Origin of the sequence: Synechococcus sp. RS9916 (genome assembly GCF_000153825.1) — a bacterium.
Taxonomy (GTDB): domain Bacteria; phylum Cyanobacteriota; class Cyanobacteriia; order PCC-6307; family Cyanobiaceae; genus Synechococcus_C.
The window spans coordinates 2,286,903-2,302,512 of sequence record NZ_DS022299.1 but is presented as its reverse complement, the minus strand read 5'-3'; the positions used below and the strand labels follow the sequence as shown (position 1 = coordinate 2,302,512).

Sequence of the window (15,610 nt, the reverse complement as noted above, 5' to 3'; positions counted from 1 at the left end):
AAGGCGATGGTTAGAGTTTTTTAATCCAAATCCATACGTAAGGAACAAAAACCTCAGAAGCGCGAAGAGGGCCCAGAATCTTGTAGAAAAACTTTTTCTTTAAAGTATTCCGAGAAGAAAAAGGGACGGCAAAGTTAACTTTGCAGGAATGCCTCTCTTCAAAGTCAAGAAAATAACGTACAATATCAGCAAAAGTCAAAAACCACCTATGCCTATCGGCAGGGGGCTGTAAAGGAAGACCATAGTACTTGTTGTAAAAACCATTCTCTGAACAATCACGAGCAAAGAAAGGACGATAAAAAGAGTTGGAAAAAACTTCACCGGTAGCAACCGGCAATGTAATCAATATTGAACGCTTAGAGAAGGAATAAAGATCCTCAAGGACTGAATGGAAATTTTCCAGATGTTCCAAGACATCAAAAGCACAACAAAGATCAAAAGAACCTATTTCGGAAGGCAATGGGCCAGAATCAAGGTTAAAGAGAAGATCACAATCACCTTGGATATCTACCTCGAAAACATCATAGGAATTTGGAAGTGATTGAGATAAATGACGCTTGCCACCACCGCCAATATTAAGAATACTACCGCTATCTGAAAGGACAAAAGAGCGGATAAACTGAGAGGCGGATAAATTGCGCTCTTCGCGTGAACCATAAGAACAATCAAAACTTATCAACCTGTCCGAAAAATCCTTATAGAGAGTAGAGGAAATCATGCACAGAAGATAATAAAGTAAATTTTATCACACCAAGCCAAAAACTACAATACGAACATTCGCGACGGGCCATCAAAAGCGCTTACCTGCATGAAATGATAAGATGTACAGAAAAGGAGAGGACTGTGCAAAACTCGGACAACGATCTAAAACGTAAAATAAAAGAGGAGGAAATAAGACCTCAAGAAATATTCGATGAATACATTAGGTTATCGAAAAAAGATTGCAAAAATTTTTTCCCGCAACGTTTGACTACTGAAGCTAATTGCCCAGCTGGATGCGAGTCAAACAACAGGCACTTCTGCAAGAAAGAACAGTTTTACTACAAGAAATGCACGACATGTGGAAGCATATATGCAAATCTCAATGCGGATGAAAAATGTTTCCAGGAATTCTACACTGAGGGAGAATCAACAAAGTATTGGGCAGATGTATTTTATAAGAAAACAGAATCTAAGAGGGAAGAACTGCTCTGGAAACCAAAACTAGAAAGGATAATAGAGACTTTTAAATTAAGGGAGAAAAGGAGCAAGACAATACTTGTCGACATAGGTGGAGGATTTGGCACGTTTGCAAAATTAGCTTCAAGTCAATTTTTCGGCAAAGAATTTACTTTAGTCGTAGAGCCGAATCCTAAACTTGCGGCTGAATGCAGAAGAAAAGAAATAAGCGTTATCAATAAATTTACAAATGAAATGGACAAGCAAGACTTACCACAGGGACAAAAATTGTTTACATCGTTTGAGCTATTGGAGCACTTGACATCACCGAAAGCCTTTCTAGAGTCAATAAATAATCTTATGAACAAAGGAGATATGCTATACCTTACAACCTTATCGGGGGAAGGAATTGACATCAACGAGTTAAAAGAGAATTCAAAAGCAATAACACCACCTCATCATATAAATTTCTTAAGCCCAAACGGAGCCGAGAAAATTCTTAGGGAGATAGGATTTAGAAATATAGAAACAATTACGCCGGGCAAGCTTGATGTAAATATAATGGAAAAACAAGCAGACAAAATTTGCAACGAGACCTTGAGAAAAATCATTACAAGAAGCGACAAAGAGTCAAAAGAAGCTCTTCAGAGGTTGATTGTTAGTAGTAAAGTAAGTTCACACATGCACATATTCTGCGAAAAATGACACGCAAGATTTGCATAATTCCAGCAAGAATGGGAAGCAGCCGATTTCCAGGCAAGCCATTGGCACAGATAAAAGGAAAAGAAATGCTATATTATGTTTATAATAACTGTGCAAATGCTAAAATATTTGATAAAATAGTAATTGCAACTCCTGACAAGGAAATACTAACTTATTGCAGTAAAGAAAATTTCGATTCAATAATCACATCAAAAAAACATGAACGCGCCTCGGACAGATGCACTGAGGTAATCGAAAAACTTGAACAGGAAGGCGAAAGCTATGACATAATAACTTTAGTGCAAGGTGATGAACCACTAGTAGATTCTGAAACGATAAAGAAAATAACCCTTAGATTTGAGGAAGAACGTGAGAAGTATTGCTGCGCAAATGGAATAGCAGCAATGAATGCTGAAGATTTCAAAAATCCAAATTGCATTAAAGTACTAACAAATACCAAAAAAGAAGCAATTTACATGTCAAGAGTAGGTATACCATATAATGGTGATGATTTAACAAATGTCGGTAAACAGATATGTATAATACCATTTACACCAGAAAGCTTAAAAAAATATAGCAAACTAGCGCCAACGCCTCTTGAAAAGGTTGAATCAATAGATATGCTGCGATTTATAGAATATGGATATAAGGTCAAAATGGTCGATGTAGAAACCCACTCACACCCTGTTGACGTACCAGAAGATATCCTAAAAGTAGAAAAGATTATGGAATCTGAAAAGGGTTAGAAAGCATTACAGAATCCATAGAATATACTATAAATTTAGAGCCATTAATTATTGCCTCATCGAGTAGATTTTTGTCATTAGAGACTATATGCTGACCAAATGGAACATTATAAAAACGGCACTTTTCTCTGATGGTGGCAAGAGTTGAAGTAAATAAAGGGTTATCGAACTCGCCGGGTATAGACAATGAAGTGGATAAGTCATATGGACCAACCATAATCGCATCTAAGTGTTTAAATTGAAGAATTGAATCGAGGTTTTGAACAGCAAGAGCACTTTCTATTATTGAAACGAGGAAGGGAGAATCTTGCTTAAAGGAACTATTGAAGTTAATACCATATTGATTAGAGCGACAAAAACCAACACCACGCGTACCCAAAGGGGGGTAATTTATCGCATTAAATACATTGAGTAGATCTTTAGCGGATTCAACCATAGGCACTATAAAACCAGAAAAACCGAATTCCGCAACATCCCGCGCTGATTTGTAGGTTCGATCTTTCAGGCGAATAAAAGGTAACTTTCCATGCAATTCAATAGAACGACAAATAGATGGCAAAACAGAAGAATTGAAACATCCATGCTCATCATCAACAACAACCCAGTCAAAAAGATTATTAGCAGCAAAAATCTCAGCAATTTCGGGAGAAGAAATTTGCATCCAAGTGCCAACAGAATGCTGACCAAGCTGAAATTTATGACGAAGGAGAGAAGGGGATTTCATAAAAAGGAAGAAATAGTAGGTGTATTATTAGGAATAGTAACCGATGGATTTGTAGAACAAAAAACAAAATCAACATTAGAATCAATTGAGGATTGGAAATCACTCAAGGAATCACCAAAAAATAAGACTGGCGAAGTAAGTGACAGTCTTTGAAGAATGGAGGACTTAGTGGCGGGATGCCCGTAGATATTTTTAGTAGAAAAATATTGTGTTAGCTGAAGAGCCAAAGAAATATCTATGATCTCTTGCTGTGGAGTAGCAGAAAGGATGTACAAGCGTTTCGAATTAGAAGATAAGAATTCAAGATAATTATAAATACCTAAAACAAAGGGAGAATTAATAACTAGTGATGAAACAATCGATGAAAAGCTGGAAGTATAGGTCGAAACATTGATGTCAGAGGGATCAATGCCACACCAAGACATATAAAGTGGTAATTTATAATCTCTAGAAATACCACCATTAGCAAGGTGGTGAGCAACTATTCTAGGAAGAACAGAAGGATATGATGAAAAAAGGAGAGAAAAAGCCTTTGACTTTGCAGGAACAGAATCCTTTATGACACCATCAAAGTCAAAGACAAAAGTATCGTAATTATCTATTGAGGCACGTAAATCAAATTGCATTAATTGGAATAATCATCAATTTGGGTACGGGCGACAGAAGAACTAATCGTTGGGCAAGAGAAACCAGCAGAGTCAATCAACTGGTAAAACAAAGAAAGAGTCAAAACTTCACTAGTATGATACTCATCAACATCGAGAATAACTGTGTTATAAGTGCCATCAATTTTTGGCTGCTGAGCTGAAATTAAACATGCCTTGCAACCTAGTTGAAGAGCGTGATCAAGAGCCATACAGATATTTTTCGAATAACCAGAGCTACTCACACCGATCAACATCGTCTCGCTCACAGAAGAGGCTGGAAGACCTCTCAAGGAGATGGAAAGCCAATTTTTCACCCATTCATCATGAGAGACGTCATTAATCAAAGAACTCGCAAGGATACCACTTCCTGGTGCAGATGCAGACTTGTTTGTGAGACGAGCAATATCAATAGCACCGTGATCACAAACAGCAAGATTGCCACCGTTGCCAACGGCAAGAATACGAGAGGAGGACAAAAAATCAGACTCAGCCTTCTTCCAAGAGTCAGAAGAAAGAACAGAAGCAAACTTTTCCGAGAAATTATCGAAACCTGCGATCATCGTGTTAAAGAGTGTTCAATAATCATAGCAGGATGGAAGGAACCTTGAGGGAGAACGCCTTCACATAAAGAAAATTAATGAATCAAGAGAGGTCGCAAGGTATAAATTAAAAACAGGAAACCCAACTAAGACTACATAAAATGTGTTAGAGTTGGGTGTTTTCAATCGAGCGATAAAGTTCGATATGCTGATTAGCAACAGAAGAGAAGCTAAAGCGTTTAACGGTCTTATTTCTGCAAAAAACTGGAGAAAATAGCTTGCCATTAATAGTGTTATAGACAAGAAATTGATGGATGGCAGAGACGATCTCAGTTAATTCATAAGGAGAGGCCAAAAAGCCAGTTGACTCATCTGCAATAGTATCCCGAGTACCACCTACGTCAAAGGCAAACACAGGGACACCACATGATTGAGCCTCAATACATACGGTAGGAAGGTTCTCAAATTTAGAAAGACTTAAGAAAAGGTCTGAACTTTGATAACACCTCGCCATAATACGTGGATCATGAATATTACCCATTGAAATGATATTGTCAGTGTTCAAAGGAATAGAAGAATTACTGCCTACAATCAGAAACTGAATGGGAAGATCAAGAAGAGCAAGTAAACGTATAACTTCAGGAACGAAAGAAAAACCCTTAAGGTCTGAAGAAGAATTACCATAACAAGATAACATTATTATCTTTTTATTGGTGTGAATATTAAGAGCGGTACGAGCGTCTTTACGATCAAAAGTAGAGAAAGTACAAGTATCAACTGCATTAGGTATGACATGAAGAGGAATATCTTTGAGAAGAAGAGAGCGTTGAGCTTTTGCTTTCATCCAGTTACTGGGACATATCACGTGTAAATTTAATTGACGATAAACATTTAATTTACGCTTCCAAGTCCATAAAGATAAGTCAATGCCTTTTAGCTGAGAGGGCGCTTGCATTGAATGAGTAACGTCGTAAAATCGATCTGTAGTAGAGAGAAAATCATGATGTTCAGTTCCCAAGAATGGCCAACAATCGTGTAGTGTCCAAACGACAGGAGAGTTGATACCATCTAAATCAGAAATGGAAATAAACTCACCATTAATCCAGTGCAAATGAACAATTGGCCTATAGTATTGGGAGATAATATTTTTTAAAGCTGACGGAAAGAGGGCGAGTGACTGAACATGAGGATTTGAATAAGACATAAGAGAAAGAATATACTGAGCTAACTTATTGCGAAGATAAGGATAAACAAGGTACCTGGAAAACGGAAAATAATAAACAAAGGGCTTAGAGTAACGTCTTCGACTTACATATAAACCGCAAAATTCCTTCGGGAAATATTCAAAAAGTGCGCTAGCTAAATTAAGAGCTGTAAGCGAAGCTCCTCCATGGTGATCAGAATTAGAAAAAAGAATAATCTTCATTGCCTAAAAGAAAAAACCTTAGTCAAACGTAGAAGTACAAATAAAGAGTCGGTTAACAAAGGTGGGATAAATGATGGGCTAGAAAAATGTTTAATGAAAAAACGTGATATATTATTAGAGACATTTATGGAATCACACGAAGGTGTGAAAGCAGATTTAAAATCAAGAAGCCTACCATAAAGATCAAACTTTGAACTTGTTAGCAACTCAGTACTAAGGACTCTGGCACCAAAAAGAATGCCTAACTTATTAAATAATGAGAAAGTATTTGGCAGCAAAACATCAGAAGTAGAAATTGGAATTTCAGAAAAACGATTTTGTAGATCTAGTGAATTAACGTGGCGTTGATACAAACAAGAAAGGCGTGTAAAATTAAAAAATTGAGATTTACTGTCTTCTTGAGACAAAAGAGATAAACACCAGTCAATATAAGGACGAGTCATGACAAGGGTTCGAATATAATTGCTGTCATTACAGCAAGATAAGAATAAAGATTCTGAGAGTAATGGACGGGGTAAAGTGAGAATAATGTATCCGTTAGAAGAGCTAGGCGTCTTGTAAATAAGTGCGTCTTCAATAAATTGAAGGCACGAAAATATCTGATCCTCCAAACTGGTCGGCATATAAGACAAAAATGACTCAATATCGCTAGCAAGTGGAGGTTTTGTAAGAACTATTGGTAATAATTGATCACGATGAGATACGGAAACACCGCCTGTTTGCCGAGGTATAGATAAAGATATAATGACTTCTAAGATACGATGTCTGATTTTATCAGAATAAAAGGGAATGGAACCTGATATATATTCTTCAAGAAGAAATTTGCGCAAAGGCAAGAAGCAAAAGCCATAATACTCACATAAACCAGCGAGCGAGGTCGAGGCTACAGGTCCATCAGAGTGTACAATAATTAAAGATTTTTGCATTAGATGGAACGAGATCTAGTAAGTATACTATTGCCAATACGTGATGGCAAGGTAGAACATTTTGATGCGTCACTTAATAGTATAGTAAATCAGACTTATAGTAATCTTGAAATTATGATATTGGACAATGGTGCATCAGAGAAAATAAAAAATCATATATCATGGGCAAAAAAGCTTGATAGAAGAATAAGAGTAATTAATGTGGAATGCTGCAAAAACTTAGCTGAGGTCTTAAATCAAGGAATAAAAAAAGCCAATGGAACAATATTAATGCGTCAGGATGCGGACGACATAAGTTACCCGAAAAGAGTAGAAACAACATTGTATTACATGCATAAGGATAGTGACCTAGAAATATTAGGAACACGCGCTGAGGTGATAGACGAAGAGGGAAAAAAAATAGGCTTAATGGGAAAAAAAAGGTCAAAGTTGGGGACATACGCTGCACTAGCTATTGCTAATCCATTTATACACTCAAGCATCGCCGTTAAAAAAAATGTATTAAACAGGAACAAGTACAATGAGAATTACACAACGGCTCAGGATTATGAGCTATGGTCAAGAATAGTGAAAAGGGATAATTCAGTGATAATAGAAGAAAAGCAAATTAGATATCGTATATCAGAAGATTCAATCACAAATAAAAAGAGAGACGATCAGATAGAAAGCCATATAAAAATAAGCAATAACACAATGAAGAAAAGAGGATATGCAAGCTGGCATATAAGTGGTTTAATACTAATGAGACAATGTTTGCTGCGGAAAAAAGGAAAGGAAAAAACAAACTACATAAACAGAATAAAATACATCTCACAGGCAATAGCATACAAATGTATTGACAAGATCATGTTTTCCTAATTGCTAATGACAAAAGTGAAATGATTAGGGTTACGAAGATCTAGGATAAATAATTATAAATACAAGGAATTGAAACAATGCAGCCAGAGTGCTCTGTATGGTAAGATTGAAAGAAAAAATGAATTTATCAATTATTGTACCGAGCTTAGGAAGTGAACTAGCAAGCGAAAAGCTGTTGATACTAGCACAAACGGTTGAAAGGTATAAGGAGATAGAGCTAATTGTAGTTGTACCAGAAAACTATAAAGGTTGCATGGAAAGTGAAGATTATAGTATGATCTTAGTTAAGTCAAAGGGAAAAATTTATGCTGCCATGAATGAGGGGATAAGGCACGCATCAGGAAAATGGTTATATTTTTGTGGAGATACCGACACACCATATATACAAAACCTAAGAAGTGTAATTGGTGAGATTGGGGATATTTTGAATTCGTGGGAAATAGTTGTTGCAACTGGTATTGTACAAGTTGGGAAAAAATTGAGAGAAGCAAAAATTGATAATTACAAGCAACTGTTGATAGCGATAGAGAGAAATCCAACACATCATCAAGCTATTATATATAAGAAAAATTTTGTAATAAGTCTAGGAATGTACGATGAAAACTACACAGCGCTTGCTGACTACAAACTAAATCTAGAAGCGCGAAGGGTAATAAAGGAGCAGAAAGACCTATATTGTCATCAAACTAACAAGATATTTGGTAAGTGGGACATTGAAACACCGGGAATATCAATGAGACGCAGAAGAAAGAATTATCAAGAATCATATAATGCAAAATGTGGCCACTTAAACAACTGGGCATTTAGGCTACTGGCAATAGGAGTCGAGGTATTAACATACTTAATAGGCTCTGCTAAAACCTTCATTGAAAACAATAATTTTAGAGATTAATGAAGTTCCTGAGAAGGTCCTACATCAGTTCATAGTCGAGAATAAAAGCTCAAATTTATCGAAGTACTTTGTGGCAAACAAAATATACAAAAAAAGTATTATTAATGATGATGTCTGTGAAAAGGATCTTTATCCATCGCAAGTATGGGCAACTGTTCATACTGGAAAACCTTACGATGAACATGGGTGTTACTGGTATTCAGATCCTTTAAAAGATGAAACGATTTTAGAAAAAGTGATAAAGAGCGGAAAATCTGTAGCCGCTATAGGAGTTCTTCACTCATCAAAAATACAAAAGGAGGCACTAGATAGACCTAGCATTAAACTGTTTATTCCGGACGCATTTGGGGATATAAATAAAGTGTATCCTCGAACATACACAGAATTTGTTAAACTAAATAATGAAATTACAAGTGCATCAGGACGAAGGGTAAGGTTGCAGAAACTTGTATTTCAATCATTGAAATTTGCTATAAACACAATAAAAAAGCCGATAAGCAATGGCATAACTATTAAGTCTCTGTATTTAACCATGAAGACTATTGCTAAGATAATAAAGTATTCCGAAGTTGAGCTGATCAGGACATTGCAATATGTTTATCAATCGGCGATTTTGGTAAATACAATAAGAGAAGAAAGGCCTGATGTATCAATTCTTTTTAGTAACCATATAGCAGCAAATATGCATAGATATTGGGCGGCAACATGGCCAGAAGAATTCGACAAGCCAATGTATACTAAAAAGTGGTTATCAAAGAAATCACGAATTATAGATTATTCATTATGGCTACTTGACGATCTCATTGGTGATATATTCTCTATGAGTAAGAAAGATACAATAATAATCTTATGTACGGGGATGGGACAAAAAGCGAACAAAACCGCAAACATAAATAGAATGTACGATGGAAAGATACAGAAAATGGAATTATTTATGAGTAGAATTCGCGAATATATTGAGTTAAGAGAGGGAAGAGAAATACCATTGAAACAAAAGAATAATATGGAACCTCAGTATGGAATTAGTTGTCGTACCTGTGAAGAGGCAGAGATAGCCGCTCAACTAATAAGAGAATTTTGCGCAGAAGAAAGGATTAAACATAAGATTGATATTAATAAGTGCGAACTAGTAATCACTATAGATTTCTACAAGGAGGAGTACACAATAAAACAAATGAGAAAATTATATGGTAATCTTGGATTCGAGTTTTTTAATGTTACAGATCACCATACAGGCAAACATTCAAAAAAAGGTATCTTATGGACGATAGACCCTGAAAGAATTTTATCAGATACAAATCATAAGAAAGAAGAGATAAAGTCAACAGAAGTTAGAAAAATACTAGAAGATATTATATTAACTTGAGACCCCATTTCATAGAATATTTGATAAATGAATGAATTGCGACAAGAAATAAGAAAGGGGAGGAATAACTCTGTCGAGCCCATAGATGGCCTATCTTAACTTTAGGGTAGTGAAGACATTCACCTATGTTACTTAGACTTCTTGTAAGATCAGCATCCTCAAGGTACATAAAAAAACGTTCATCAAACCAACCGACTTGATCCAGGTTTTTTGTTCGGCACAGCATAAAGCACCCTGAAAGATAAGACGAAGAAATTATTTCTTCGTTATAGGCTTTGTCGAGCATAATATATCTATTGTTATAGTATTTAAGAAAGCGAATCCTAGGAAATAAGGAGATTAATAATCGGGATACTTGTGCGAATAATGTTGGATTTAATTTACATAAATGTTGAATTTCCCCTGAACCAATAGTGGTTATTTGGGGCTGTATCATACAAACTTGAGCTTGCTGCTCAAGATAGTCTATAAGTATATTGATAACATTGGGTGAAATCAGGTCAATGTCGGGATTGACAATTAAATGATATTTTTGAGGTGATAAGAATTGTCTTGAAAGGTTGTGGCCGGCACCATAGCCAACGTTCTCAGGTGAATGGTGATAAAATATGTTAGGATAGCTTGCTAAGCGAGAGAAATATGGGAAAGGGCTGTTGTCTACAATTAATAAACTTGAGAGAAGAGGATGAGAAGAAAGATTATCTACAAGTTTGGCAAGAATTTCAAGTTTAAAGTGATTTATTTTTGAATGTTGAGAGTATACAACAATAGAGGCATTAAGCATAGAAATGGAAAGTTAAAAAGGAATAAAAATATCAAGTAATAATGGTTCTAGTGACAAAGGCAAGAATAAGAGAAAAGGGATTAGACTTATCAGGTGATAGCCCAGCAAGTTTAAGCCTACTGCCAATTTTTGACCTACCATAAAGAAGATAGGATTTAGGACGACGAACAATCAAAAATACATGCGAAAAAAAGCAAAGAACAGATATATAGCAAAGAAGAATACGGTTAATAATAGACAAGCGTGAAGGCTGAAAATGCTCTGTAATGTAACTCACAAGATAGGTAACAGAAGAATAAGTACAGCTAGAGAAACCTTCACATATGCTATCTGCTGTTTGCAAAGCGCTAGGCGGTGTTGGCAAAGAGATGGTTTTATACTCGTTACTAACAATAGCATCAATATAACTAAAGAGATCAGAACGTTCAGTAACAAGCAAAGATAAGTTGGATGGCTCATTATTTGGGTAAAAGATATTGTTTGGATCGATAGAGGAAGGAGCATAGGAAATAATAGGTTTCTTGAGTGCGAGAGCTTCAAGCGAAACAGTACTTTTGAATGAAACGATAAGATTAGTTTTGTTTAAAAACTCAAATATTGTTCCAGTAGAATCTACAGATATTTGTTGGGGGAATTGTTCTTCTAAGCATTTCCAACGCTTCGGGCATTCGGACGGGTGAACTCGGATAAGGATTTTCAGCTGAGAATATTTTTTACAAATATTGGAAACCAAATCAACATATTCAAAAAGGGCACGTCTAGCTGTATCAATGTACTCATTAATATCTGACAATTCTTGTTTAGTAAAAGGAGTATTTTTAATTGATTGAACTAAAAGGCGATAGTCGTGGCCACCACGATGATTGTAACCGCCAAAGCCAGTCAGGATACCAATGTCAAACTTTGGAACACCGCGTTCGAAAATATTTAAGGATTTAAGAAAATCAATTGATGGAGAACCAACGACTAGTGACTTAGAAGCATCAAAAGAAGGGGCATTAGTTAATAAACCTTTTTGATAAACTCCACATATGAAATAAATGTCTAAGAGTTCATATACATCTGAGGAAATGCGCACTTTAGTGAAGTCTTTAGGATGTACGAAAAGGCCTTCAGAATCAAAGCAACTGACAGTATGCAAATATTTCTTAGCGAGTTTATACCATGGAAGTCTCCCATGATCGGCGCTTTTAAAAATTATAAAACACTTTGGAAGGAAGCGAAGGATAGGGACTAAGTGCTGTTGATGCAAAACAATAGCAGATATACCATCACGCTTGAATTGAGAGGTGAGTGCTGAGATGAAAGGAGCCTCTCTGTTAAGAATTTCATAAGTTATGACAACGAACACTGACGGAAAAGAAAAGCAAGAGTAATTCTACCAGACACATGTGGGTAGGTGCTGAGCATTAAAAGCAAATAAATACAAAGGTATTAAAAATGAGGAAGCTCAAAAGAGAAAGACCATATAAGATGGGTCTACAAGAAAATATAATCGAAGATTCCTAAGAGTGAATAAAGCAAGAATGAAAAATATAAATGGCTTGTAATTTGAAGATATAGTCAATGAGATATAGGGATAAAACCAAAATTTAAATCGACCGAGCCATCCAATAAATCCAAGAAGAATTGAAGACGAAATAATTGAATTAAAAAATTGGCTACGAATATATTTCGAAGAAGAAGCAAATTGAAAGACGAAATTTGAATTTAAAGAAAACTTGTACAAGATAAAAATAGTAAATGAGCTAATAAGGTCATAGAGAAAAGACCCACTTGCTTGGCCAAGCTGAAACTGACTTGAGTCGGCACTAAAATATCTTGGTGCAAGAACAACTAAAACAACAATAACACACGAAACTAGAAGAATTAAAACCATTAAGAATATAAATTTCACTCGTGATTTCTGGATCAGTAGTGTGAGATAATCATCGACATTATCTGAGAAAGCAAGGTATATTATTAATGGTGAAAAAAGGATGGATGTTGAATGGCTGATAACACTTGAAAGCATAAGCAAAGTAGCTATAACTGATTTGCGCTTTTTAAATAAGAAGATAGATAAGTAAGTAAATGCTATAGACAAAGAAAGCCGTATTTGGGCCTGATACAAAGCGGGGCCAAACATAACTGATGCAAGTAACAATCCATAGAATATGTCCTTAATGTTATGACCATTATAAAAGGAAAGTATGGAGCCGAAGAATAATAAACTAATGATAAAATAAAGGAAAGAAATTAAAAATTCATTGTTGACATGATAAATTTTATGGAGCAAGAAGAAGATGAACCAGAAGGGTTCAATATTCCAAATTGTTGATGTATTGATTGCAATAGTATAATTAAAAAGATCTCCACCTGCTCTATGGAGGGATTGTACTAAAGGAAGAATAAGGCAAAGTAAAGCAACTCGTACTCGGTAGGTTAATGAGTTAAAGAAAAAAAGAGCTAACGGAGTAAGTGCAAGAGTTAAAGTTAAAAGGGGATTTAAAGAATAAGCTTCCATGGTAGGAAGCGAAAGAGCATTAGCCAATCCAAAAATATTTAACATGAAAGGCCTTGAATAAAACTTGAATAGTTGAAAGCAGAATAATCTATTGAGAATTCGTACTGAGAAGTAAGATTTATCGTTTGTTTGTTATAAGCTTTATCTAAAGCATCATAAAATAAATCTAGAGGAAACTTAGCACTGGATAAATTACACATGTAGTCGAAGGTATCGGAATGCGTATGATGTTCCTGGATAATGAAGTGGTTGTTACATGATTTACGCACAATTTCGGGTGTACCTCCATAGTTTGAACAAATAATAGAAGCGCCATCATATAAAGCATTGACAACAATATTAGGACACCAGTCGTAGGTGTCTACGTGGATAAGTGCAGTAGAGATAGAGATGATATACCTAGCAATTCCGGGAGGTAGAATACCAAGTGGATAAATATTAGGATATTCGAAAAAATTTGAACTGACATCAGATAAAACTACTAGATTATATTGAGGTAAGCTTTTAAAAAGGTCTATAATTAAATTTATACGCTTTCTTGGTACATTACGACCGGCAACGACGAAAAATTTATCTGGCAAATATATATTATAACTCTTTTGAAGTTTACGTTTGTTGATACTAGAAGATAACTGAGATGAGCCATTAGTAATAACGGTATGCGGCTTAGAAAGAATTAAGTCAGAATAGAAATCTTGAAATATGGATTTTGAAAAATTGGATTGGAATATTAATGCATGAGATTTGTTTACAAGTTCATTCATAGTATGGACATATTGTTTTCTTTTTTCGCCTTCGTATGACTCAAAACCGATACCATCAAGACGAAGAATCGATTTACTAGGTGGAATAGAGGAAAAATATTTAATAGTTACATCACCACTATTATGTAGATGATACTTAGATCTTGATGTATTATATGAAACTTTTAAATACTTATGGGAGGTAATTGCAACAAGAAGATTTAGGAAAAAATACCTTGGTCCGCTTCGAGGAAATATTTTTTCAGTTAAAAGAGGGCAAACATTTGTTTTAGCGAAAAACAGGAGAAGCTTATATTGAAAAAAAACTTTTAGATTTACAGATACTTTTACAGAGGTCATTTTAAGATGCTGGCAAGCCTTCGTAGATATGATCTAATGGCAAAGTAGGATTAAATAGTTCAATATGCGCATTGTAGGAAAAGTCGACATGATGCTCATAACAACAATTATCGAGAAGAGCATTATGTAATTGATCGGAATTGTGTAATACAGGAGAGAGGCCAAAATAGCGGTAGTCTAGACTAGGATAGTGATTACAGTCGTGAAATAAACCTGATTCAGCATGTATGGTTTCTAAAGATTTGCAGTAGAATTCAAAATGAGGTATTTTTAGATAGGAAAAATCTACAGACAGATTTGAGTAAAAGGTTATTGAAATTTTCGATTTGCGCGCCAGTGAAATTGCATCATAATGAGCTTCGTAAACCGAACAATTGGTAAGTCCTTTTTTTAAAAGCCTATAAACGTACTTATGCTTATCTTTTGGATGATTTTTTACAACGAAAGTAAGGTCAGAACGATAAGCCGTGATCTGATTTGCTAAGTAAATAAAATCAAGAATATCATCTTTAGACAAATATGGTGGTGAAATAGGTCGAGTGAAAATTGATATGGTAGATGAATCGATAGATGAATATGAAATTGATTTATTTAAAAGTCGCAAAACGGGAATATAAAGAAACTTTGATGAATTACAAGGAAGGACAGTTGAAAAATAATCTAATTCATGAGTGTTAGTATACAGATACAAATGCTCGGAAGGCAAACTGAAGTCAGAATATAACTTTTTTTGGTCACTAGTAACAGGACACAAAGGAGAAATGGTTACACCATGTCTAATTGAAATATATTGATTAGGCTTAAACCGCCTAAGATAAGAAAGGAGGTTTTTAGTGTGAAGAGCTAGAAAGTCAGAAACTATAACTTGTAAATTGCTAAAATCAAAATTAACATTAGGGATAAAAAATGTCCAACTATGATAGAGGAGAGGATTGCAAATAAGAGGTCGTATAAGAATCAGGATCAGCTTTTTAAGCGGAAAGGATAGATTGACAAGACCAAAGAAAAAGGTAATTATAAATTTAATGTCAATCAAGCGATTATTGGAGGCGATGACTAGAAATTCATCAGAGTAAAGCTGTAATGAACAGCAGTTAGTCAAGAGTAAATAGCTTAGATACTGATAAATATGTTCATTATTAAGAAATAAAAGAGCAACAGGTTTTTTTATATAAATGTCCCTGAAGGAAAGCAAGTTCTCAAGGGAACCTATTGAAGGGAAAGGAAGTATTA

Annotated in this window: 16 protein-coding genes; 5 read left to right on the top strand and 11 right to left on the bottom strand. The window is 35.2% G+C overall.

Translation table 11 applies throughout. The features are described from left to right. Window positions 1-10 precede the first annotated feature (10 nt). On the bottom strand, window positions 11-718 hold the full coding sequence (locus RS9916_RS14610) for a hypothetical protein (RefSeq protein WP_156777543.1): 708 nt from the start codon (window positions 716-718) through the stop codon (window positions 11-13). 125 nt (window positions 719-843) lie between these two features. On the opposite strand from RS9916_RS14610, the gene RS9916_RS11765 reads away from it, so the two are divergent. After that, window positions 844-1,863: a class I SAM-dependent methyltransferase gene (locus tag RS9916_RS11765; RefSeq protein WP_198003424.1), complete on the top strand. Its 1,020-nt coding sequence runs from the start codon at window positions 844-846 to the stop codon at window positions 1,861-1,863. After that, complete coding sequence (locus RS9916_RS13975; RefSeq protein WP_071961580.1) at window positions 1,860-2,606, top strand: 3-deoxy-manno-octulosonate cytidylyltransferase; 747 nt, start codon at window positions 1,860-1,862, stop codon at window positions 2,604-2,606. The genes RS9916_RS11765 and RS9916_RS13975 overlap by 4 nt, the downstream gene beginning before the upstream one ends. Here RS9916_RS13975 and RS9916_RS13970 read toward each other — a convergent pair. The 5 genes from RS9916_RS13970 to RS9916_RS14600 all read right to left on the bottom strand — a co-directional run bounded on the left by RS9916_RS13970 (window position 2,584) and on the right by RS9916_RS14600 (window position 6,868). Continuing rightward, window positions 2,584-3,330, bottom strand: a complete 747-nt coding sequence (locus tag RS9916_RS13970; RefSeq protein ID WP_007099654.1) for an HpcH/HpaI aldolase/citrate lyase family protein — start codon at window positions 3,328-3,330, stop codon at window positions 2,584-2,586. The genes RS9916_RS13975 and RS9916_RS13970 overlap by 23 nt on opposite strands. Next, window positions 3,327-3,956 carry an HAD hydrolase-like protein gene (locus tag RS9916_RS13965; protein WP_071961579.1) on the bottom strand — a complete coding sequence of 210 codons (630 nt, stop codon included), beginning with the start codon at window positions 3,954-3,956 and terminating at the stop codon, window positions 3,327-3,329. The genes RS9916_RS13970 and RS9916_RS13965 overlap by 4 nt, the downstream gene beginning before the upstream one ends. Then, the gene (locus tag RS9916_RS14605; protein ID WP_156777542.1) at window positions 3,956-4,537 is read right to left on the bottom strand and encodes a hypothetical protein; all 582 of its coding nucleotides are present in this window, start codon (window positions 4,535-4,537) and stop codon (window positions 3,956-3,958) included. The genes RS9916_RS13965 and RS9916_RS14605 overlap by 1 nt, the downstream gene beginning before the upstream one ends. 145 nt (window positions 4,538-4,682) lie before the next feature. Beyond that, window positions 4,683-5,942, bottom strand: coding sequence for a glycosyltransferase (locus RS9916_RS13960; RefSeq protein ID WP_083773063.1), 1,260 nt, complete (start codon window positions 5,940-5,942; stop codon window positions 4,683-4,685). Further along, complete coding sequence (locus tag RS9916_RS14600) at window positions 5,939-6,868, bottom strand: hypothetical protein (protein WP_156777541.1); 930 nt, start codon at window positions 6,866-6,868, stop codon at window positions 5,939-5,941. Before RS9916_RS14600 ends, RS9916_RS13960 begins: the two co-directional genes overlap by 4 nt. Before the next feature lie 3 nt (window positions 6,869-6,871). On the opposite strand from RS9916_RS14600, the gene RS9916_RS11755 reads away from it, so the two are divergent. The 3 genes from RS9916_RS11755 to RS9916_RS11750 all read left to right on the top strand — a co-directional run bounded on the left by RS9916_RS11755 (window position 6,872) and on the right by RS9916_RS11750 (window position 9,984). Beyond that, the gene (locus tag RS9916_RS11755; protein WP_007099653.1) at window positions 6,872-7,726 is read left to right on the top strand and encodes a glycosyltransferase; all 855 of its coding nucleotides are present in this window, start codon (window positions 6,872-6,874) and stop codon (window positions 7,724-7,726) included. Window positions 7,727-7,832: 106 nt separating this feature from the next. Further along, complete coding sequence (locus tag RS9916_RS14595; RefSeq protein WP_198003423.1) at window positions 7,833-8,618, top strand: hypothetical protein; 786 nt, start codon at window positions 7,833-7,835, stop codon at window positions 8,616-8,618. Then, window positions 8,593-9,984: a hypothetical protein gene (locus RS9916_RS11750; protein ID WP_007099651.1), complete on the top strand. Its 1,392-nt coding sequence runs from the start codon at window positions 8,593-8,595 to the stop codon at window positions 9,982-9,984. Before RS9916_RS14595 ends, RS9916_RS11750 begins: the two co-directional genes overlap by 26 nt. On the opposite strand, the gene RS9916_RS14590 is transcribed toward RS9916_RS11750, so the two are convergent. From RS9916_RS14590 to RS9916_RS14580, 5 genes are all read right to left on the bottom strand, one after another. Continuing rightward, entirely contained in the window at window positions 9,971-10,768 is a 798-nt protein-coding gene (locus tag RS9916_RS14590) for a hypothetical protein (protein ID WP_007099650.1), read from the bottom strand. The genes RS9916_RS11750 and RS9916_RS14590 overlap by 14 nt on opposite strands. Window positions 10,769-10,799: 31 nt before the next feature. Then, complete coding sequence (locus tag RS9916_RS13950; RefSeq protein WP_071961577.1) at window positions 10,800-12,119, bottom strand: surface carbohydrate biosynthesis protein; 1,320 nt, start codon at window positions 12,117-12,119, stop codon at window positions 10,800-10,802. 99 nt (window positions 12,120-12,218) lie between these two features. Further along, window positions 12,219-13,319: a hypothetical protein gene (locus tag RS9916_RS15165; protein WP_232199582.1), complete on the bottom strand. Its 1,101-nt coding sequence runs from the start codon at window positions 13,317-13,319 to the stop codon at window positions 12,219-12,221. After that, window positions 13,313-14,377, bottom strand: coding sequence for a hypothetical protein (locus RS9916_RS14585; RefSeq protein WP_156777540.1), 1,065 nt, complete (start codon window positions 14,375-14,377; stop codon window positions 13,313-13,315). Before RS9916_RS14585 ends, RS9916_RS15165 begins: the two co-directional genes overlap by 7 nt. Before the next feature lies 1 nt (window position 14,378). Next, on the bottom strand, window positions 14,379-15,572 hold the full coding sequence (locus tag RS9916_RS14580) for a hypothetical protein (RefSeq protein WP_156777539.1): 1,194 nt from the start codon (window positions 15,570-15,572) through the stop codon (window positions 14,379-14,381). Window positions 15,573-15,610 lie beyond the last annotated feature (38 nt).

What these genes read in the sequence shown, in the direction of transcription:
- RS9916_RS13975 (WP_071961580.1), top strand. Translation starts at nt 1,860, where the DNA reads ATGACACGCAAGATTTGCATAATTCCAGCAAGAATGGGAAGCAGCCGA.
- RS9916_RS13970 (WP_007099654.1), bottom strand. Translation starts at nt 3,330, where the DNA reads ATGAAATCCCCTTCTCTCCTTCGTCATAAATTTCAGCTTGGTCAGCAT.
- RS9916_RS13960 (WP_083773063.1), bottom strand. Translation starts at nt 5,942, where the DNA reads ATGAAGATTATTCTTTTTTCTAATTCTGATCACCATGGAGGAGCTTCG.
- RS9916_RS14585 (WP_156777540.1), bottom strand. Translation starts at nt 14,377, where the DNA reads ATGACCTCTGTAAAAGTATCTGTAAATCTAAAAGTTTTTTTTCAATAT.
- RS9916_RS14610 (WP_156777543.1), bottom strand. Translation starts at nt 718, where the DNA reads ATGATTTCCTCTACTCTCTATAAGGATTTTTCGGACAGGTTGATAAGT.
- RS9916_RS13965 (WP_071961579.1), bottom strand. Translation starts at nt 3,956, where the DNA reads ATGCAATTTGATTTACGTGCCTCAATAGATAATTACGATACTTTTGTC.
- RS9916_RS14600 (WP_156777541.1), bottom strand. Translation starts at nt 6,868, where the DNA reads ATGCAAAAATCTTTAATTATTGTACACTCTGATGGACCTGTAGCCTCG.
- RS9916_RS14590 (WP_007099650.1), bottom strand. Translation starts at nt 10,768, where the DNA reads ATGCTTAATGCCTCTATTGTTGTATACTCTCAACATTCAAAAATAAAT.
- RS9916_RS14605 (WP_156777542.1), bottom strand. Translation starts at nt 4,537, where the DNA reads ATGATCGCAGGTTTCGATAATTTCTCGGAAAAGTTTGCTTCTGTTCTT.
- RS9916_RS15165 (WP_232199582.1), bottom strand. Translation starts at nt 13,319, where the DNA reads ATGTTAAATATTTTTGGATTGGCTAATGCTCTTTCGCTTCCTACCATG.
- RS9916_RS11755 (WP_007099653.1), top strand. Translation starts at nt 6,872, where the DNA reads ATGGAACGAGATCTAGTAAGTATACTATTGCCAATACGTGATGGCAAG.